Origin of the sequence: Pseudomonas fluorescens Q2-87, assembly GCF_000281895.1 — a bacterium.
Classification (GTDB): domain Bacteria; phylum Pseudomonadota; class Gammaproteobacteria; order Pseudomonadales; family Pseudomonadaceae; genus Aquipseudomonas; species Aquipseudomonas fluorescens_S.
The window spans coordinates 1779401-1798618 of record NZ_CM001558.1 but is presented as its reverse complement, the minus strand read 5'-3'; the positions used below and the strand labels follow the sequence as shown (position 1 = coordinate 1798618).

General features: G+C 58.5%; 13 protein-coding genes, 2 tRNA genes, 3 rRNA genes and 1 pseudogene. 9 read left to right on the top strand and 10 right to left on the bottom strand.

Annotated features, from left to right (window positions below; genetic code table 11):
• Positions 1 to 266: 266 nt before the first annotated feature.
• The gene (locus PFLQ2_RS19395; protein WP_003179638.1) at positions 267 to 1001 is read right to left on the bottom strand and encodes a thioesterase II family protein; all 735 of its coding nucleotides are present in this window, start codon (positions 999 to 1001) and stop codon (positions 267 to 269) included.
• A 145-nt stretch (positions 1002 to 1146) separates the two neighbouring features.
• Between PFLQ2_RS19395 and tam the strand changes: the two genes are divergently transcribed.
• The 4 genes from tam to PFLQ2_RS19415 all read left to right on the top strand — a co-directional run bounded on the left by tam (position 1147) and on the right by PFLQ2_RS19415 (position 5873).
• Positions 1147 to 1917 carry a trans-aconitate 2-methyltransferase gene (gene tam, locus PFLQ2_RS19400; RefSeq protein ID WP_003179637.1) on the top strand — a complete coding sequence of 257 codons (771 nt, stop codon included), beginning with the start codon at positions 1147 to 1149 and terminating at the stop codon, positions 1915 to 1917.
• A gap of 82 nt (positions 1918 to 1999) precedes the next feature.
• Entirely contained in the window at positions 2000 to 3133 is a 1134-nt protein-coding gene (locus PFLQ2_RS19405; protein ID WP_003179636.1) for a cupin-like domain-containing protein, read from the top strand.
• Between the two features lie 123 nt (positions 3134 to 3256).
• Complete coding sequence (locus PFLQ2_RS19410; protein ID WP_003179635.1) at positions 3257 to 4057, top strand: glucose 1-dehydrogenase; 801 nt, start codon at positions 3257 to 3259, stop codon at positions 4055 to 4057.
• Complete coding sequence (locus PFLQ2_RS19415; RefSeq protein ID WP_003179634.1) at positions 4050 to 5873, top strand: glycoside hydrolase family 15 protein; 1824 nt, start codon at positions 4050 to 4052, stop codon at positions 5871 to 5873. The genes PFLQ2_RS19410 and PFLQ2_RS19415 overlap by 8 nt, the downstream gene beginning before the upstream one ends.
• Before the next feature lie 133 nt (positions 5874 to 6006).
• On the opposite strand, the gene PFLQ2_RS19420 is transcribed toward PFLQ2_RS19415, so the two are convergent.
• Positions 6007 to 6363 carry a DUF6124 family protein gene (locus PFLQ2_RS19420; protein WP_003179633.1) on the bottom strand — a complete coding sequence of 119 codons (357 nt, stop codon included), beginning with the start codon at positions 6361 to 6363 and terminating at the stop codon, positions 6007 to 6009.
• Positions 6364 to 6909: 546 nt separating this feature from the next.
• Between PFLQ2_RS19420 and PFLQ2_RS19425 the strand changes: the two genes are divergently transcribed.
• Positions 6910 to 7287 (top strand): hypothetical protein, encoded by a 378-nt coding sequence (locus PFLQ2_RS19425; protein ID WP_003179632.1) that lies wholly within the window; start codon positions 6910 to 6912, stop codon positions 7285 to 7287.
• Positions 7288 to 7299: 12 nt separating this feature from the next.
• Positions 7300 to 8202: an alpha/beta fold hydrolase gene (locus PFLQ2_RS19430; protein ID WP_003179631.1), complete on the top strand. Its 903-nt coding sequence runs from the start codon at positions 7300 to 7302 to the stop codon at positions 8200 to 8202.
• Here the strand turns inward: PFLQ2_RS19430 and PFLQ2_RS19435 are convergent.
• Positions 8171 to 9163, bottom strand: a complete 993-nt coding sequence (locus PFLQ2_RS19435; protein ID WP_003179630.1) for a GlxA family transcriptional regulator — start codon at positions 9161 to 9163, stop codon at positions 8171 to 8173. The genes PFLQ2_RS19430 and PFLQ2_RS19435 overlap by 32 nt on opposite strands.
• 96 nt (positions 9164 to 9259) lie before the next feature.
• Here PFLQ2_RS19435 and inhA point away from each other — a divergent pair, with 96 nt between their 5' ends.
• A complete protein-coding gene (gene inhA, locus PFLQ2_RS19440) occupies positions 9260 to 9946 on the top strand; it encodes an isonitrile hydratase (protein ID WP_003179629.1) in 687 nt (228 codons plus the stop codon).
• Positions 9947 to 10029: 83 nt separating this feature from the next.
• On the opposite strand, the gene PFLQ2_RS19445 is transcribed toward inhA, so the two are convergent.
• A complete protein-coding gene (locus PFLQ2_RS19445) occupies positions 10030 to 10767 on the bottom strand; it encodes an SDR family oxidoreductase (RefSeq protein WP_003179628.1) in 738 nt (245 codons plus the stop codon).
• Positions 10768 to 10969: 202 nt separating this feature from the next.
• Between PFLQ2_RS19445 and PFLQ2_RS27640 the strand changes: the two are divergent.
• A pseudogene (locus PFLQ2_RS27640) lies at positions 10970 to 11916 on the top strand (AraC family transcriptional regulator N-terminal domain-containing protein).
• 525 nt (positions 11917 to 12441) lie between these two features.
• Here the strand turns inward: PFLQ2_RS27640 and PFLQ2_RS19450 are convergent.
• Entirely contained in the window at positions 12442 to 12900 is a 459-nt protein-coding gene (locus tag PFLQ2_RS19450; protein ID WP_003179623.1) for an SRPBCC family protein, read from the bottom strand.
• A gap of 154 nt (positions 12901 to 13054) precedes the next feature.
• Between PFLQ2_RS19450 and PFLQ2_RS19455 the strand changes: the two genes are divergently transcribed.
• The gene (locus tag PFLQ2_RS19455; protein ID WP_003179621.1) at positions 13055 to 13456 is read left to right on the top strand and encodes a lysozyme inhibitor LprI family protein; all 402 of its coding nucleotides are present in this window, start codon (positions 13055 to 13057) and stop codon (positions 13454 to 13456) included.
• Positions 13457 to 13574: 118 nt separating this feature from the next.
• Here the strand turns inward: PFLQ2_RS19455 and rrf are convergent.
• The 5 genes from rrf to PFLQ2_RS19480 form a co-directional block, all read right to left on the bottom strand.
• Positions 13575 to 13690: ribosomal RNA gene (rrf, locus tag PFLQ2_RS19460) — 5S ribosomal RNA — on the bottom strand.
• A 171-nt stretch (positions 13691 to 13861) separates the two neighbouring features.
• Positions 13862 to 16752, bottom strand: a 23S ribosomal RNA gene (locus PFLQ2_RS19465).
• 243 nt (positions 16753 to 16995) lie between these two features.
• Positions 16996 to 17071 (bottom strand) — tRNA-Ala (locus tag PFLQ2_RS19470).
• A gap of 30 nt (positions 17072 to 17101) precedes the next feature.
• Positions 17102 to 17178: transfer RNA gene (locus tag PFLQ2_RS19475), tRNA-Ile, on the bottom strand.
• 81 nt (positions 17179 to 17259) lie between these two features.
• Positions 17260 to 18796 (bottom strand): 16S ribosomal RNA (locus PFLQ2_RS19480).
• The 16S, 23S and 5S rRNA genes sit together here with 2 tRNA genes alongside, the layout of an rRNA operon.
• Between the last annotated feature and the right edge of the window lie 422 nt (positions 18797 to 19218).

Here is a 19218-nt window from a genome sequence, read left to right as displayed (position 1 = left end):
TTCTGGGGTATCCGGAATCAGTGGGCACAAGGCACAAAGGCAAGTCGTCCCTATAAAACGAATGCAGACCGGAAAAATTAGCGTTTGAGAATAGGTATCAGGAAGCGGGATAAAACGGGGGATTGGAGCGTCATGCACATCCATCTGTGGGAGCGAGCCTGCTCGCGATGCGGAGTGTCAGTTTGCAGTTCGTTGACTGACACGACGCCATCGCGAGCAGGCTCGCTCCCACAAGGGGCTATGTTTCAATAAGCCTGGGAATCAAATCACGCGCTGATCGCCAGCCCATGCCGGCGATGGTGCACGCTCAACTGATCCTTGATCAGCCGCAGCAGCTTGGCCTCGTGCTCATGAATGAAGAAGTGCCCGCCCGCCAGCATGTCCACCGAAAAGCTTCCGGTGGTCTCCTGGCGCCAGCCAATCAGTTGCTCGGTGGTGGCCTTGTCGGTGGTGCCGCCGAAGACATGCACCGGGCAGTTGAGCGGCGGGCGCACCCGGGGCTGGAAGCGCCCGCACAGCAGGAAATCCGCCCGCAGGATCGGCAAGGTCAGGGCCATCAGTTCTTCATTGCCCAACACCTCTTCGCTGGTGCCGTTGAGGGTGCGCAGCTGGTCGATCAGTTGCGCGTCGGTTTTCGGTTCGGCGAAACCGCGGTCGTAGTCGGCCCGCATCGTCGGCGCCGCAGTGCCCGAGGCAAATAGCGCCACCGGCTCCGGGCAACCCAGTTCGCGCAGGGCATGGGCAATGTCGCAGGCCAGTAGCGCGCCGAGGCTGTGACCGAACACCGCGTAAGGGGCCTGGAGCGTCGGGTACAGCTCCCGCGCCAGCTGCGTCGCCAATGGGCCCATGTCGGTGTGCAGCGGCTCGCCGAACCGCGCCCCGCGTCCCGGCAGCTCTACTGGCTGCACCTGCAGCCATGACGGCAATGTGCGCCGCCAACGGCTGTACACCATCGCGCTGGCGCCGGAATAAGGCAGGCACAGCAGGGTCAGTTGAGTCACTGCGGTTCTCTCCGATCGGTGGTGTAGGGAAGATAACGAAATCGTAACCCGCCGATTTAGTCAAAACCGTTACGCTCGCTGCATATTCTCCACTCAACCCTATACTGGCGGCACCTCGATTCGCTCCAACCCACAGGAGAACGCCATGAGCTGGTCCGCTAAACAGTACGTCGCATTTGAACAGGAACGCACCCGCCCGGCCCGGGACCTGCTGGCGGCCATTCCCGCCACGCAAGCGCACTCGGTAATCGACCTGGGCTGCGGCCCCGGCAATTCGACGGAGCTTCTGCTGGAACATTTCGCCGGTGCCGCAGTGCGCGGCCTGGACAGTTCCGGCGACATGATCGAAGCCGCTCGCCAGCGTTTGCCCGCCGTCGCCTTCGACATCGCCGACATCGGCCGATGGAACGAACCCGGGCCATTCGACGTGATCTTCGCCAACGCCGTGGTGCAATGGTTGCCCGATCACGCCAGCCTGTTGCCCTCGCTGGTGAACAAACTCACACGCGGCGGCAGCCTGGCGATCCAGATGCCGGACACCCTGCACCAGCCGTCCCACCGCTTGATGCGCGAAATCGCCGCCAATGGTCCATGGGCCAGCCAACTGGCGGGGGCGGCTGATACGCGCACTGAAGTGGCGGATGCCAGCACCTATTACTCGATTCTCAAGCCCCACTGCACCCGCGTCGACGTGTGGCGCACGGTCTATCACCACCCACTCGCTGGCGGCGCGGCGGGCGTGGTGGAGTGGTTCAAGGGCAGCGGCTTGCGACCGTTTCTCGATCCGCTGGATGAGACGCAGCGCGAGCAATACCTGGCGTTATACCTCAAGGCAATCGAACAGGCTTATCCGGCCCTGGACGATGGGACAGTGCTGCTGCCATTTCCTCGGGTGTTCATGGTGGCGACGCGCTAGGGCGGTGGTCAGCAGTGGGGGCTAAATTTCCGATCCCGGTCCTCGTTACCTGCCAAGACCAAAACCCACAAGAGTGACCGCCGTGGACCTGCAAACCATCCTGGGCAAACTGTTCGCCAATGCCGGCGCCGTTGGTATCGAAGGCGTCTTTCAATTCGTGTTCGGCCCGCAGCAGGCGTACTGGTCCGAGGTCAGGGCCAGCAGCCACACCCAGGCCGGTCGGCACGCCAGCCCCGACGTGACCATCGAAGTGGCGGAAAAGGATTTTCTCGGGATCATGGCCGGCATGGCCAATGTCGAGGAACTGTTTGCCAGCGGTCGCCTGAAAATCGGCGGCAACATGGGCCTGGCGACCTTGCTGCCGCAGATCATCGACCATGCCCGTCACAGCGGCGGCGTGGTGGAAAAGGTCGACATGAACAAGCGCTACCCTACCCCGCAGCGCTTCAGCGAAAAACTCACCGCCAGCCTGCCCACCCAACGCACGGTGGAACGACGACCGCGCAGCGAATTGTCAGTGCAGGAGTTCCAGGCACGCTATCTGCCCCACGGTATTCCGCTGGTCATCAACAATGCCCTGCAGGACTGGCCGCTGTTCAAGCTCAGCCGCGAGGAATCGCTGGTGCACTTTGCCCAACTGCAAGGCATCACGCGCCATGGCGATTATGTGAAGAACACTTTCTCTACCGAGCGCGATTTCCGTTCCACCTCCATGGCCGAATTCATCGCCTCCCTGGACAGCCCGGCGGTCAAGAGTACCGAGGGTGAACCACCGGCTTATATGGGCAACAACATTTTGCCGGCGCAATTGCTGGAGCAGATCCAATATCCGCCCTACTTCGACCCGTCGCTGTTCATCCCGCCGCGCATCTGGATCGGCCCCAAGGGCACCCTGACGCCGCTGCATCGCGATGACACCGATAACCTGTTCGCCCAGGTTTGGGGACAGAAGATATTCACCCTCGCCGCGCCGCATCACCGTGAGGCGCTGGGCACTTGGTCCACAGCGCCCCAAGGCGGTCTGGACGGCTGTGATTTCAATCCCGACGCGCCGGACTATCAACGCTTCCCGCGGGCCCGGGACGTGACTTTCCTGCGGGTGACGCTGGAGGCTGGAGACCTGCTGTTTTTGCCGGAGGGTTGGTTTCACCAGGTGGAGTCGGTGTCGACGTCGCTGTCGGTGAATTTCTGGGTCAACTCGGGGCGGGGTTGGTAGCGGCCAGGCATTGCTTGGGTGATATCCAAATGTGGCTGGAGGATGAAGATCGCTGCGCCTGACTGAACTCTGCACACCTCACGCCAGTCAGCAGGTAAGGCCCTTCACTCCAGGTGCTAAACCATGCAGATAACCCTCGACCACCAAGTCGCCCTCGTCACTGGCGCCAGCTCCGGCATTGGCGCAGGCTCGGCCAAGGCGTTGGCGCAGGCCGGTGCCGCCGTGGTGCTCAACTACCATTCCAATGCCGGTCCGGCCGAAGACCTGGCTCGCCAGATCAATGACAATGGCGGCCGCGCGATCGCCGTCGGCGCCGATGTTTCGAAGGAGCAGGACGTCGAACAGCTATTTGCCAAGACCCTCGAAGCCTTTGGCACGCTGGACATCCTGGTCGCCAATTCCGGCCTGCAAAAAGACGCTGCCGCTGTCGACATGAGCCTGGAAGACTGGAACACGGTGATCGGCACCAACCTCACCGGTCAGTTCCTCTGTGCCCGTGCCGCCCTGCGGATTTTCAATCGCCAGGGCATTCGCCAGGGCGTGTCCCGGGCCGCTGGCAAGATCATCCACATGAGCTCGGTGCACCAGCGCATTCCCTGGGCCGGCCACGTCAATTACGCTGCTTCCAAGGGCGGTGTCGATCTGCTGATGCAGAGCCTGGCCCAGGAAACCAGCCATCAGCGCATCCGCATCAACAGCATCGCCCCCGGCGCCATCCGCACGGCCATCAACCGCGAGGCCACCGAAGGTGAGCAGGAGCAAAAACTGCTGCAGCTGATTCCTTACGGTCGTGTAGGCGATGTCGAGGACGTTGCCAACGCGGTGGTCTGGCTGGCGTCGGACTTGTCCGACTACGTGGTAGGCACCACGCTGTTCATCGACGGCGGGATGAGTCTGTATCCAGGATTCCGCGGCAATGGCTGATCATGACGAGCCGCAAAGCCCCATCGAAAACCACGGCATCATCGGCGACATGCGCACCGCTGCGCTGGTGAACGATCGAGGCAGCGTGGATTTTTTCTGCTGGCCGGAATTCGACAGCCCGTCGATCTTCTGTTCGCTGCTCGACACGCCCGAGGCGGGCATCTTCCAACTCGCACCAGACCTGCCGGATGCCCGTCGCCAGCAGATCTACCTGCCCGATACCAACGTGCTGCAAACCCGCTGGCTGAGCGATGGGGTGGTGGTGGAAATCACCGACCTGCTGCCCATCGGTGACAGCGAGAATGATCTGCCCGTACTGATGCGCAAGGTGCGCATGGCGGTGGGCAGCGCGACCTTTCGCCTGCGTTGCGCCGTGCGGCATGACTACGCCCGAGCCGCCACCACGGCGCACCAGGACGGTAGCCACATTTGCTTCGAGGCGTCGGGCCAACCGAGCCTGCGCCTGTGTTCCGACCAGGCCATGACGCTGGACGGCAACGCCGCGGTGGCCGAATTCACCTTGGAGCAGGGCCAGAGCGCCGAATTCTTGCTGGGCGGCATCGATGACCCGCGGTTGCAGGACGACGTCAGCGCCTTGTGCCTGGAACGCACCCTGGCGTTTTGGCGTGGCTGGATCGGCCAGTCGAATTATCGCGGGCGCTGGCGGGAAATGGTCAATCGTTCCGCCCTGGCGCTGAAGCTGCTGACCTCGCGAAAACACGGCGCTATCCTCGCCGCCGCCACTTTCGGCCTGCCGGAAACCCGTGGCGGCGAGCGCAACTGGGATTACCGCTACACCTGGATCCGCGACGCCTCTTTTACCGTGTATGCGTTCATGCGCCTGGGCTTCATCGAAGAAGCCAATGCCTACATGCGCTGGTTGCGAGGGCGGGTCAGCGACTGCTGCGACCAACCGACCAAACTCAACATCTTGTACGGCCTGGACGGCCGGCTGGAGCTGCCGGAAACCGAGCTGCCGCACCTGAGCGGCTTCGGCGGTGCGCAGCCGGTGCGCATCGGCAACCTGGCCTACCGGCAGGTGCAGTTGGATATCTTTGGCGAGTTGATGGACGCGGTGTACCTGGTCAACAAGTACGGCGAAGCGATCTCCCATCAAGGCTGGAAACACACCGCCGATGTCGTCGATCAGGTATGTCAAACCTGGCAGGACAAGGACGTGGGCATCTGGGAAATGCGCGGTGACAAGCAGCATTTTCTGCATTCGCGGCTGATGTGCTGGGTTGCCGTCGACCGCGCCATCCGCCTGGCCGAAAAACGCTCGCTGCCCGCCCCGTTCGCCCGCTGGGATGAGACTCGCCAGGCTATCTATGAGGACATCTGGAGCAATTTCTGGAACGAGGAACACCAGCATTTCGTCCAACGCCTGGGGAGCACCGCCCTCGATGGCTCGATGTTATTGATGCCCTTGGTGCGGTTCGTCAGTGCCCGCGACCCGCGCTGGTTGTCGACTCTGGACGCGATTGAACAGAGCCTGGTGCGCGACGGCATGGTGTATCGCTACCGCAACGATGACAGCCCTATCGACGGCCTCAGCGGCACCGAAGGCTCGTTCGCGGCCTGCTCGTTCTGGTACGTCGAATGCCTGGCCCGCGCCGGCCGCGTGGAAAAAGCCCAGCTGGAATTCGAACAACTGCTGCGCTACGCCAACCCGCTGGGCCTGTACGCCGAAGAGTTCGACAACCACGGCTTTCACCTGGGCAACACACCCCAGGCCCTGACCCATCTGGCACTGATCAGCGCGGCGAGTTTTTTGGATCGCAAGTTGAGCGGGGAGAAAAATAACTGGCAGCCGTGAGCCTTGGATTAAACGCGGTTCCCTGTGGCGAGGGAGCTTGCTCCCGCTCGACTGCGCAGCAGGCGCAAAATCCTGAGGGTCGCTTCGCAACCCAGCGGGAGCAAGCTCCCTCGCCACATCCGGGGTGTGTCAGTTAGACGGTCGATTCCAGGTCATCCAGCGCCCGATTGGCCAGCAACGTGCCCAGTTCGATCAATTGCTGAATCCCCAACGCAACATGCCGCCGGGAACCTTCTAGTTCGAAAGCCAAATCACTGGCCATGGCATTGGCCGAGGCCAGGGTTTCGCTGAGGCTGGTTAGCACCGATTCGGTGTTGAGGCCTGGGACTACGGAAAAGACCTGGCCGTCTTGTGTGTCGGGTTTTGGGGCGGCGGGAGACAAGTGGATGTTCAGCGCCCGGTCGGCGGCTTCGCGGTTTTTTTTTGAATCGAGGGTGGTGTAGGAAGAGAGGTCTTCGGCGCGAGGGGGGTTGGGGGTGATTTTGACCATGGTGAAACTCCTGACTTGAAGTTGAGCTCACCACCTCGTGACCAAACGAGGGTGGTGGGCGGTACGCAGGTTGGTCAACCGGGAAGTCAGGCACCCGGCGCACTCGAAAGTGCCCCGCGCACAGCCCACCGCAAAGCATACCGGCAAAGCGCCTATATGCCGAGGTTGGCGCGTGTGCGCCTGACATTGGACGGGTGACCAAACCCGGTCGCTGATTTTGCAGCGACCGGCAAAGCCTATCCCCGCCGCTTCCGAACCGGCAACCGCCGCGACTCGTCAGAAATTTCCGGTTCACCTAATTTTTTGTAGGAACACTGCACCACCGTGGCGAGGGAGCTTGCTCCCGCTGGACTGCGCAGCAGGCGCAAAATCCTGAGGGTCGCTTCGCAACCCAGCGGGAGCAAGCTCCCTCGCCACAAGAGCATGCGCCCGCCTTTGATCACCACAATCCGTTACCGGTTGCCAGCCCCCCAAACCCCTCCTAAGATCGATGCACTTACGGGTGCAGCGGAGCTGCCCAATAAAAACCCGACTCAAGGATCCGACATGACCCATATCAAACGCGCCATCACCACTCCGCCGCGATCAGGCCTGACCCGGGAAGAACTCTGGGAAGGCCACGACCGAGGCTTGATCAAATGTTGGGAAATCGGCCGCGACCGCGCGCAGCGATTTCCCGAACTGGCACAACGCTGCCTGGCCGGTGAATTGCCGGTGCTGGGCTGGAAAGGTGGCGTCAGCCGTAGCCTGAAAAAAACCGCAAAATTCGGATGTCTGAAATACCTCGCCCAATGGCAGGGCCTGCGCGGTGAAGACCTGGACATCGATCTGACCCAAGAGCACACCCTCACCTGCTCCGGCACCCATATGATCGTGACCTTCACGCCGGATCGGAGCAAATACGTGAATCAGGAACCCGCGTAACCGGAGGCTGATGTGAACCAGAATCCCAAGCTCAATTTCGCCGTGACGCCGTTGCTGCGCATCGCCTATGAAGAACACGGCCCCGCCGCCGGCGAGCCCGTCATCCTGCTGCACGGCTTCCCCTACGACCCCCGGGCTTTCGATGAGGTCGCGCCGGCCCTGGCTCAGCGCGGCTATCGAGTCATCGTGCCCTACCTGCGCGGCTACGGCCCGACGCGGTTCAACAATCCGTCCATCCTGCGCTCTGGCCAGCAGGCGGCGCTGGCCCAGGATCTGCTCGACCTGATGCACGCGCTCGCCATTCCCCAAGCGGCGTTGTGCGGCTACGACTGGGGCGGTCGGGCGGCATGCATCGTGGCGGCGCTGTGGCCTGAGCGCGTGCGTTGCCTGGTGACCGGCGACGGCTACAACCTGCAGGATATTCCTCGCTCAACGCAGCCACTGGCCCCTGAAACCGAGCATCGACTGTGGTACCAGTACTATTTCCACACCGCCCGGGGTGTCGAGGGCCTGACCCAAAACCGACGCGAGCTATGTGCATTGCTCTGGCGCCTGTGGTCACCGACCTGGAAGCGCGGCGCCGAACTTTATCCGCTCAGCGCCCCGTCATTCGAGAATCCGGATTTTGTCGACGTGGTGATTCATTCCTACCGCCACCGTTTCATGTACGCACCCGGAGATCCGACGCTGGAGTGGATGGAAGAGCGCCTCGCCAAACAACCGGTCATCAGCGTGCCAAGCATTTCCCTGTGCGGGGCCGATGACGGCGTAGGACCAGCGTCCGAACACGATGACGATGCCGCGCATTTCAGCGGTTTCTACGAGCGCCGAGTGCTGGCCGGCGTAGGCCACAACATTCCTCAGGAAGCGCCCGAGGCGACGCTCAAGGCATTGCTGGATCTGCTTGAGGGCTGAGCGCGAACCGCTCGCGATAGGCCTGGGGCGTCACACCCATGGCCCGTAAGAAACTGCGACGCAGGGTTTCTTCGCTGCCAAAGCCGCATTGCACCGCCACGCGTTTGATCGATACCGCGGTGTCGGCCAATAGACGACGGGCCGTTTCCACGCGAATCAGTTCTACCGCCCGCGCCGGTGTCTGTCCGGTGTCGGCGCGGTAGTGGCGTACAAAACTGCGTTCGCTCATGCCTACCTCAGCGGCCAGGCTCGACAGGCCGAGGTCACGGGTGAGGTTTTCGGCGATCCAGGCATGCAGTTCGTCGAATCGGCTGCCCTGTTTTTGCAGCGACAACGTCACGCTGAACTGCGATTGCCCGCCAGGCCGCTTGAGGAACACCACCAATTGCCGGGCGACCTCCAGGGCCACGGCCCGGCCCAGGTCTTCTTCCACCAGTGCCAGGGCCAGGTCGATGCCGGCAGTGACCCCGGCAGAAGTCCAGACCGGACCGTCATTGATAAAGATCGGATTGGCCTCGACCCGCAACTGCGGATGCTGCTCGGCCAGTTGTTCGCAGCGGGTCCAGTGCGTCACTACCCGCCGCCCGTCCAGCCAGCCGCTGGCGGCCAGCAGGAACGCCCCGGTACACACCGACGCCACCCGCCGTGAGCGCAGGCCATGCGCCTTGACCCAGGCCACCAGCGCCGGATCCTTGGCCGCCTCGTAAACGCCCCAGCCGCCGGCGATCAACAGGGTGTCACTGTCTTCGCTCGGCAGCGGCTCGGCCATCAACGCCAACCCCGCCGAGGACATCACTGCCCCGCCGCCCAGGGCAATCACCGTCGGCGCGTACGGCAAGGGCAAGCCTTGCTGGCGAGCCAGGTCATTGGCCGAAGCAAACACCTGCAAGGGTCCGGTGACATCCAACACTTGGACATTGGCAAAGGCCAGGACATGAACGGTTTTTGGCACAGTCGGCATATTGGCGTAATTCGTGGGCTTATTGGCGTATGCGCCAGATCCTACGACCCTAAAGTAGAGCCGTCCACCCTCGGGCATCACTTAAGGAGAATCACCATGACATTGCAGATCGGTTTGCTGTTATTCCCGCAAGTCCAGCAACTGGACCTGACCGGCCCTTACGATGTGCTGGCCTCGTTGCCGGACGTGAAGGTGCACCTGATCTGGAAAGACTTGGCGCCAGTCACCTCCAGCACTGGCTTGGTGCTGTTGCCGACAACCACCTTCGAAGATTGCCCGAAACTCGACGTAATCTGCGTCCCTGGTGGCAGCGGCGTAGGCCCCTTGATGGAGGACGAGCAGACCTTGGCCTTCATCCGACAGCAAGCGGCCCACGCGCAGTACATCACGTCGGTGTGCACCGGTTCGCTGGTACTCGGTGCGGCGGGACTGTTGAAAGGGAAACAGGCCACCACCCATTGGGCCTACCACAGCTTGTTGTCCATCCTGGGGGCAACCCCAGTCAAGGACCGCGTGGTACGCGACGGCAACCTGATCACCGGCGGCGGCATCACGGCGGGGATCGATTTTGCGCTGACCCTGGCGGAGGAATTGTTCGACCAAGGCACCGCCGAGCTGGTCCAACTGCAACTCGAATACGCCCCTGCCCCACCCTTCAACGCGGGCTGCCCGGACACGGCGCCAGCAGGTGTATTGGAAGAAGCGCACCGGCGCGCGGCGGAATCGTTCCGGGTGCGTTCGCAGATCACCCAGCGTGCCGCGGCGCGACTGGACCTGGCGTAACGCTCGCTCTTCATCTTGCATAAAACTGTGGCGAGGGGGTTTGTCCGCTCGCCACCGGGATATCCCTTGTCGGATTGCTCACTTTAAAAGGGACTGGCGGTTGGCCGCACAACCAGTTCGCTGACGTCGACATCCGCTGGTTGCTCGATGGCGTAGGCAATTGCCCGGGCGATGGCCTCGGCGGGAATCGCGATCTTGCGGAACTCGCGCATCTCGGCACGTCCACCCTCATCGGAAATACTTTCGGCCAGTTCCGACTCGGTCACGCCGGGGGAAATGACCGTTACCCGCACATCGCCGCCGACCTCTTGGCGCAGCCCTTCGGAAATCGCCCGCACGGCGAACTTGGTGGCGCAATACACAGCAGCGGTGGGGCTGACGGTGTAGGCGCCGATTGACGCGATGTTGATGAATTGGCCGCTGCGCTGGCGCTGCATCAGGGGCAAGCCGGCGGCGATGCCGTGGAGCACACCACGGATGTTGACGTCGATCATGCGGTCCCATTCATCGACTTTCAGCGCCTCGAGTTTGGAAAGGGGCATGACGCCGGCATTGTTGATGATCACATCAACCCTGCCGAAACGTCCGACAGCAAAATCCACCAGGCTCTGAACGTCGTCGCGACGGGTCACGTCCACGGCTTTGCAAACCGCCTGTTGGCCAGCGGCTTCAAGTTCATGCACCAGCGCCTGCAAACGTTCCACGCGCCGAGCGCCAAGCACTACGCGGGCACCCCGCGCGGCCAACAAGCGTGCGGCGGCCTCGCCAATCCCACTGCTGGCGCCGGTGATTACCACAACTTTATTTTGGATATCGGACATGATGGTTTCCTCGACTGGATGTGTTGGCCCCCGATGGGAGCGTTTTGACAAGTCCAGATTAGGGAGCCCATGGAAGTTGGGGTTAGCCGGATCCTCCTGCGCACTTGCACAATTCTGTAGCGTGATAACCACCTCTAGTCGCCAGCGATACAATCGGCTTTACTAACGCGATCCACACAGTTGGCCTGGGAGATTGAGCGGCATGTCGGTATCCACGTCCATACACATTGCGCCCGACGACGGCGTCAGCCAGCGTCGCGCCGAGCTGGCGGAGCTGATGAAGCGTTTTGCGCCGGAATATGGCGTCCACCCTACGGCCATCGAGGCCCTGCACCTGATCCGCAGCGACCAGCCGACCGAAGCCCTGCATACGGTGCACAAACCCGGCCTATGCGTGATCGTCGAAGGGCGAAAGAGGTGCGGCTGGCGGATGAGTGCTACGTGTATGACCCGCTCAATTACCTGGTTGTCTCGGTGACCCTGCCGCTGGCCGGGCAAGTGGTCGAAGCCAGTCCCGAACGTCCCTACCTGTGCATTCGCCTGGACATCGACCCGGCACAAGTCTGCCGCCTGATCGCCGACACCAGCCCTATCGGTGTTCCGACCCAGCGAACCGGACGCGGACTGTTCCTGGATCGCATCGACGCGCCACTGCTCGATGCGATGTTGCGCCTGCTGCGGCTGCTGGACAGTCCGGAGGACATCGCAACCTTGGCGCCCCTGGCCCAACAGGAGATTTTCTACCGACTGCTGCGAGGCGCCCAGGGCCAGCGTTTGCACGAAATAGCCATTCCCGACACACAAACCCATCGCATCAGTCGCGCCATCGAGTGGCTCAATAACCATTATGCCGAGCCGCTGAGCATTGACAGCCTGGCGCAAATGATCAACCTCAGCCCGTCGGCGCTGCATCACCGTTTCAAAGCCGTGACCGCCATGAGCCCTCTGCAATACCAGAAACAACTGCGCCTTCAAGAAGCCCGGCGACTGCTATTGGCAGAGAACAGCGATGTTTCGTCCATCGGTTACAAGATGGGTTATGAGAGCCCTTCGCAGTTCAGTCGCGAATACAGTCGCCTATTTGGTGCATCTCCGAGCAAGGACGTCGCCCGTCTACGTGCCCAGGCGTTACAAGCCACTGGCGCCTGATCCCGGGGGCCAATAGGCTGGGCCGGTACCTGAGGCGGTGAAAGGCCACTTTTCTGCAGACGAAAAAAAACCCGCCTAGGCGGGTTTTTTGAGGACCAATTTGACTCCCTGTCCGGCATTCCATGCCTGGTCCGATCATCCATGACCCCGAGCACTCCCTGTACTCAGTGGATGGACTTAGATTAAGCGTTCCGATGAGATGGAAAAAGACGAGAAAGCAGCGCCGCGGTGTAAGCGTTTCGCTATACAGCACTTGCGGACCTTTTTGACTGGCGAAAAAAAACCCGCCGAAGCGGGTTTTTCCAAGACCATTACGACTCCCTGTCGATAGCCATCCTTGCAAGGTCGATCGTCCCTGATCCTGAGCACTTCCTGTGCTTCAGTGGATGAGTCCAGATTACGCTTCGGATCCAAAGTGCAATAGACGACATCGTTATCATCTCGTGTAAGACATTCGCCATACCCGCCCTTCCGAAAACCCTTACCCGCGCCAGACGTGCCAACATTTGCACCCACGATGGAGAATCAAGCCTTGCTTAGAAACGCTTCAATATTGGCCATTTGTTCGTCCCAGCCACGACTGTCCATGCGAAAGGCCTTGAGCCGGCGCGCCTCGGGAATATTGTTGAAGCCCGATTCCACGACTTTCAACAAGGTGCCGCCATCCATGTCCTCAAGCTCGAACTGCACCCGGGTTTCAGATTCCTGGGAATAATCCACCTGCGGCTCGATCGCGTAAGGGTGCCAGCGAAATGAAAACACCCGCTCGGGCTCGACTCGCTCCACCGCTACGTCCCAGATGAGGTGCTCGTAACCCGGATATGTGATCTGCCCCTGGGTCCGCTCACCTGCCACAAACCGTTTACCCTCAAGGGCGACGCCAAACCACTGGCCGAAAGCTTCGGCATTGGCCAAGGCCCGCCAGACTTGAGCGCGCGGAGCCTTGAGCAGGATCTTTCTTTCAATGCGATCAGATGCATGCATGAGGTCACCTCCTGTGTTCAAACAGTAGGCTTCTAAGACCACAACGCCAACCGGAAAGTTGTATCAGAACGTCGTCTATAGTCTCGCCGGATCTAAAATCGCTTTGCGCGTGTAAACTTCTCGGCGTTTTCCAGCCCTCAAGGAGAGACCAAACATGTCCCGACGCTTGCTCTTGGCCCTGACGCCGCTGTTTTTCGTTCCCCTTGTCCAAGCCGATGACTGTGCCAATGCCACGACCCAGAGTGAACTGAACCAGTGTGCGGCCAAAGATAACAAGGCCGCCGACAAGGAGCTGAACGACCTGTACAAGCAGATCACGGCACGCCTGAAGGACGATCCCGAGGCCAAGCAGTTGTTGGTCAAGGCACAACGAGCCTGGATAGTCTTCCGTGATGCCGAATGCAACTTCTCCGCCTCCGGAGTCGAAGGCGGCAGCGTCTATCCGCTGATCTATAGCAACTGCATCACGGCGCAGACCAAGGCCCGGATCGAGGCGTTCAAGACCTACCTCAAGTGCAAGGAAGGAGACTTGAGCTGCCCAGTACCTGAAGCCTAACAGCCGGGATGAGGAAAAAGGATGGCCTGCGCATGTCATCCTTTTTACTGGCGCTCGCTTTCCTGCGGGCAAAACAAAACCCCTACCTGCGTCAGCAGATAGGGGTTTCGGAATTTAATCTTGACGATGACCTACTCTCACATGGGGAAACCCCACACTACCATCGGCGATGCATCGTTTCACTGCTGAGTTCGGGATGGGATCAGGTGGTTCCAATGCTCTATGGTCGTCAAGAAATTCGGTAGCCAGCGCGTGCCTTGCGGTCACGTTCCAGCGAATGGGTATGTGATAGCTTTTCGGTGTTTTGTGACGTTCGAACTTTCGGTTCGTTTCGTCTTCACACACCGCAATCTGGTACTCGTTCGCTTTTCAGCTCGAAGCAAGCAAATTTGCTTGGGGTGTTATATGGTCAAGCCTCACGGGCAATTAGTACAGTTAGCTCAACGCCTCACAGCGCTTACACACCCTGCCTATCAACGTCGTAGTCTTCGACGGCCCTTCAGGGGACTCAAGGTCCCAGTGAGATCTCATCTTGAGGCAAGTTTCCCGCTTAGATGCTTTCAGCGGTTATCTTTCCCGAACATAGCTACCCGGCAATGCCACTGGCGTGACAACCGGAACACCAGAGGTTCGTCCACTCCGGTCCTCTCGTACTAGGAGCAGCCCCTCTCAAATCTCAAACGTCCACGGCAGATAGGGACCGAACTGTCTCACGACGTTCTAAACCCAGCTCGCGTACCACTTTAAATGGCGAACAGCCATACCCTTGGGACCGGCTTCAGCCCCAGGATGTGATGAGCCGACATCGAGGTGCCAAACACCGCCGTCGATATGAACTCTTGGGCGGTATCAGCCTGTTATCCCCGGAGTACCTTTTATCCGTTGAGCGATGGCCCTTCCATACAGAACCACCGGATCACTAAGACCTACTTTCGTACCTGCTCGACGTGTCTGTCTCGCAGTCAAGCGCGCTTTTGCCTTTATACTCTACGACCGATTTCCGACCGGTCTGAGCGCACCTTCGTACTCCTCCGTTACTCTTTAGGAGGAGACCGCCCCAGTCAAACTACCCACCATACACTGTCCTCGATCCGGATAACGGACCTGAGTTAGAACCTCAAAGTTGCCAGGGTGGTATTTCAAGGATGGCTCCACGCGAACTGGCGTCCACGCTTCAAAGCCTCCCACCTATCCTACACAAGCAAATTCAAAGTCCAGTGCAAAGCTATAGTAAAGGTTCACGGGGTCTTTCCGTCTAGCCGCGGATACACTGCATCTTCACAGCGATTTCAATTTCACTGAGTCTCGGGTGGAGACAGCGCCGCCATCGTTACGCCATTCGTGCAGGTCGGAACTTACCCGACAAGGAATTTCGCTACCTTAGGACCGTTATAGTTACGGCCGCCGTTTACCGGGGCTTCGATCAAGAGCTTCGCGTTAGCTAACCCCATCAATTAACCTTCCGGCACCGGGCAGGCGTCACACCCTATACGTCCACTTTCGTGTTTGCAGAGTGCTGTGTTTTTAATAAACAGTCGCAGCGGCCTGGTATCTTCGACCGGCGTGGGCTTACGCAGCAAGTGCTTCACCCTCACCGGCGCACCTTCTCCCGAAGTTACGGTGCCATTTTGCCTAGTTCCTTCACCCGAGTTCTCTCAAGCGCCTTGGTATTCTCTACCCAACCACCTGTGTCGGTTTGGGGTACGGTTCCTGGTTACCTGAAGCTTAGAAGCTTTTCTTGGAAGCATGGCATCAACCACTTCGTCACCCAAAGGGTAACTCGTCATCAGCTCTCGGCCTTAGAATCCCGGATTTACCTAAGATTCCAGCCTACCACCTTAAACTTGGACAACCAACGCCAAGCTGGCCTAGCCTTCTCCGTCCCTCCATCGCAATAACCAGAAGTACAGGAATATTAACCTGTTTTCCATCGACTACGCTTTTCAGCCTCGCCTTAGGGACCGACTAACCCTGCGTCGATTAACGTTGCGCAGGAAACCTTGGTCTTTCGGCGTGGGTGTTTTTCACACCCATTGTCGTTACTCATGTCAGCATTCGCACTTCTGATACCTCCAGCAAGCTTCTCAACTCACCTTCACAGGCTTACAGAACGCTCCTCTACCGCATCACCTAAGTGATACCCGTAGCTTCGGTGTATGGTTTGAGCCCCGTTACATCTTCCGCGCAGGCCGACTCGACTAGTGAGCTATTACGCTTTCTTTAAAGGGTGGCTGCTTCTAAGCCAACCTCCTAGCTGTCTAAGCCTTCCCACATCGTTTCCCACTTAACCATAACTTTGGGACCTTAGCTGACGGTCTGGGTTGTTTCCCTTTTCACGACGGACGTTAGCACCCGCCGTGTGTCTCCCATGCTCGGCACTTGTAGGTATTCGGAGTTTGCATCGGTTTGGTAAGTCGGGATGACCCCCTAGCCGAAACAGTGCTCTACCCCCTACAGTGATACATGAGGCGCTACCTAAATAGCTTTCGAGGAGAACCAGCTATCTCCGAGCTTGATTAGCCTTTCACTCCGATCCACAGGTCATCCGCTAACTTTTCAACGGTAGTCGGTTCGGTCCTCCAGTTAGTGTTACCCAACCTTCAACCTGCCCATGGATAGATCGCCCGGTTTCGGGTCTATTCCCAGCGACTAGACGCCCTATTAAGACTCGCTTTCGCTACGCCTCCCCTATTCGGTTAAGCTCGCCACTGAAAATAAGTCGCTGACCCATTATACAAAAGGTACGCAGTCACCCAACAAAGTGGGCTCCCACTGCTTGTACGCATACGGTTTCAGGATCTATTTCACTCCCCTCTCCGGGGTTCTTTTCGCCTTTCCCTCACGGTACTAGTTCACTATCGGTCAGTCAGTAGTATTTAGCCTTGGAGGATGGTCCCCCCATATTCAGACAAAGTTTCTCGTGCTCCGTCCTACTCGATTTCACTTCTAAGATCCTTTCGCGTACAGGGCTATCACCCACTATGGCCGCACTTTCCAGAGCGTTCCGCTAAAATCAAAGAAGCTTAAGGGCTAGTCCCCGTTCGCTCGCCACTACTAAGGGAATCTCGGTTGATTTCTTTTCCTCAGGGTACTTAGATGTTTCAGTTCCCCTGGTTCGCCTCTTGCACCTATGTATTCAGTACAAGATAACCATCTTATGATGGCTGGGTTCCCCCATTCAGACATCTCCGGATCAAAGTCTGTTTGCCGACTCCCCGAAGCTTTTCGCAGGCTACCACGTCTTTCATCGCCTCTGACTGCCAAGGCATCCACCGTATGCGCTTCTTCACTTGACCATATAACCCCAAGCAATCTGGTTATACTGTGAAGACGACATTCGCCGAAAATTCGAATTTCTCAACTAAGAGAACTCACAAATTTTACCTTAGCCTGATCCGTTACCAGTGAAAGTAACGTCCAGTCTATCTTTCTATCACATACCCAAATTTTTAAAGAACGAACTAGTCAAAGACTAGAAATCAACATTCATCATCACCGTGATGGAATGCTCATTTCTAAGCTTTACACAGAAGCAGTAGTGGTGGAGCCAAACGGGATCGAACCGTTGACCTCCTGCGTGCAAGGCAGGCGCTCTCCCAGCTGAGCTATGGCCCCGTATTTCTACAGGCGTTTCCCACACAAAATTGGTGGGTCTGGGCAGATTCGAACTGCCGACCTCACCCTTATCAGGGGTGCGCTCTAACCAACTGAGCTACAGACCCAATTTCGGGCTGCTTCTTTCGTCTTCTTCAATGAATCAAGCAATTCGTGTGGGAGCTCATGAAGCAGCTGCGGTCGTCGATTAAGGAGGTGATCCAGCCGCAGGTTCCCCTACGGCTACCTTGTTACGACTTCACCCCAGTCATGAATCACACCGTGGTAACCGTCCTCCCGAAGGTTAGACTAGCTACTTCTGGTGCAACCCACTCCCATGGTGTGACGGGCGGTGTGTACAAGGCCCGGGAACGTATTCACCGCGACATTCTGATTCGCGATTACTAGCGATTCCGACTTCACGCAGTCGAGTTGCAGACTGCGATCCGGACTACGATCGGTTTTGTGGGATTAGCTCCACCTCGCGGCTTGGCAACCCTCTGTACCGACCATTGTAGCACGTGTGTAGCCCAGGCCGTAAGGGCCATGATGACTTGACGTCATCCCCACCTTCCTCCGGTTTGTCACCGGCAGTCTCCTTAGAGTGCCCACCATAACGTGCTGGTAACTAAGGACAAGGGTTGCGCTCGTTACGGGACTTAACCCAACATCTCACGACACGAGCTGACGACAGCCATGCAGCACCTGTCTCAATGTTCCCGAAGGCACCCATCCATCTCTGGAAAGTTCATTGGATGTCAAGGCCTGGTAAGGTTCTTCGCGTTGCTTCGAATTAAACCACATGCTCCACCGCTTGTGCGGGCCCCCGTCAATTCATTTGAGTTTTAACCTTGCGGCCGTACTCCCCAGGCGGTCAACTTAATGCGTTAGCTGCGCCACTAAGAGCTCAAGGCTCCCAACGGCTAGTTGACATCGTTTACGGCGTGGACTACCAGGGTATCTAATCCTGTTTGCTCCCCACGCTTTCGCACCTCAGTGTCAGTATCAGTCCAGGTGGTCGCCTTCGCCACTGGTGTTCCTTCCTATATCTACGCATTTCACCGCTACACAGGAAATTCCACCACCCTCTACCATACTCTAGCTCGACAGTTTTGAATGCAGTTCCCAGGTTGAGCCCGGGGATTTCACATCCAACTTAACGAACCACCTACGCGCGCTTTACGCCCAGTAATTCCGATTAACGCTTGCACCCTCTGTATTACCGCGGCTGCTGGCACAGAGTTAGCCGGTGCTTATTCTGTCGGTAACGTCAAAACACTAACGTATTAGGTTAATGCCCTTCCTCCCAACTTAAAGTGCTTTACAATCCGAAGACCTTCTTCACACACGCGGCATGGCTGGATCAGGCTTTCGCCCATTGTCCAATATTCCCCACTGCTGCCTCCCGTAGGAGTCTGGACCGTGTCTCAGTTCCAGTGTGACTGATCATCCTCTCAGACCAGTTACGGATCGTCGCCTTGGTGAGCCATTACCCCACCAACTAGCTAATCCGACCTAGGCTCATCTGATAGCGCAAGGCCCGAAGGTCCCCTGCTTTCTCCCGTAGGACGTATGCGGTATTAGCGTCCGTTTCCGAGCGTTATCCCCCACTACCAGGCAGATTCCTAGGCATTACTCACCCGTCCGCCGCTCTCAAGAGGTGCAAGCACCTCTCTACCGCTCGACTTGCATGTGTTAGGCCTGCCGCCAGCGTTCAATCTGAGCCATGATCAAACTCTTCAGTTCAAACATCTTTGGGTTTTGAGAAAACCCTAAACTTGGCTCAGCAATCGTTGGTTACATCTTTGATTTCTCGCGGAGTAACTTGTGATGCTGATAATCTGTTGACTAGCAGTCTGACTCCACAAGCACCCACACGAATTGCTTGATTCAGTTGTTAAAGAGCGGTGGGTTGATTCTTTCGTCTCAACCGAGGCGCGCATTCTACAGCGCCTGGTGTTGCTGTCAAGCGGTTATTTTCAGAAGTTTTCAAAGTTTCGCTTGGGAAACATCAACAACTTCAACCACTTGCACTTCCGATCTCTCGTTAGCGGGAGGCGAATTCTACAGCGTTACTCGCTGCTGTCAACACCTCTTTTTCACCGCTTTCGACCGAGAAGATCGAACCGTCAACAGAGCCTTACAACACCGCCCCATCAACTCCTTCC

What these genes read in the sequence shown, in the direction of transcription:
- PFLQ2_RS19425 (WP_003179632.1), top strand. Translation starts at nt 6,910, where the DNA reads ATGACCCATATCAAACGCGCCATCACCACTCCGCCGCGATCAGGCCTG.
- PFLQ2_RS19420 (WP_003179633.1), bottom strand. Translation starts at nt 6,363, where the DNA reads ATGGTCAAAATCACCCCCAACCCCCCTCGCGCCGAAGACCTCTCTTCC.
- PFLQ2_RS19445 (WP_003179628.1), bottom strand. Translation starts at nt 10,767, where the DNA reads ATGTCCGATATCCAAAATAAAGTTGTGGTAATCACCGGCGCCAGCAGT.
- inhA (WP_003179629.1), top strand. Translation starts at nt 9,260, where the DNA reads ATGACATTGCAGATCGGTTTGCTGTTATTCCCGCAAGTCCAGCAACTG.
- PFLQ2_RS19410 (WP_003179635.1), top strand. Translation starts at nt 3,257, where the DNA reads ATGCAGATAACCCTCGACCACCAAGTCGCCCTCGTCACTGGCGCCAGC.
- tam (WP_003179637.1), top strand. Translation starts at nt 1,147, where the DNA reads ATGAGCTGGTCCGCTAAACAGTACGTCGCATTTGAACAGGAACGCACC.
- PFLQ2_RS19450 (WP_003179623.1), bottom strand. Translation starts at nt 12,900, where the DNA reads ATGCATGCATCTGATCGCATTGAAAGAAAGATCCTGCTCAAGGCTCCG.
- PFLQ2_RS19435 (WP_003179630.1), bottom strand. Translation starts at nt 9,163, where the DNA reads ATGCCGACTGTGCCAAAAACCGTTCATGTCCTGGCCTTTGCCAATGTC.
- PFLQ2_RS19455 (WP_003179621.1), top strand. Translation starts at nt 13,055, where the DNA reads ATGTCCCGACGCTTGCTCTTGGCCCTGACGCCGCTGTTTTTCGTTCCC.
- PFLQ2_RS19415 (WP_003179634.1), top strand. Translation starts at nt 4,050, where the DNA reads ATGGCTGATCATGACGAGCCGCAAAGCCCCATCGAAAACCACGGCATC.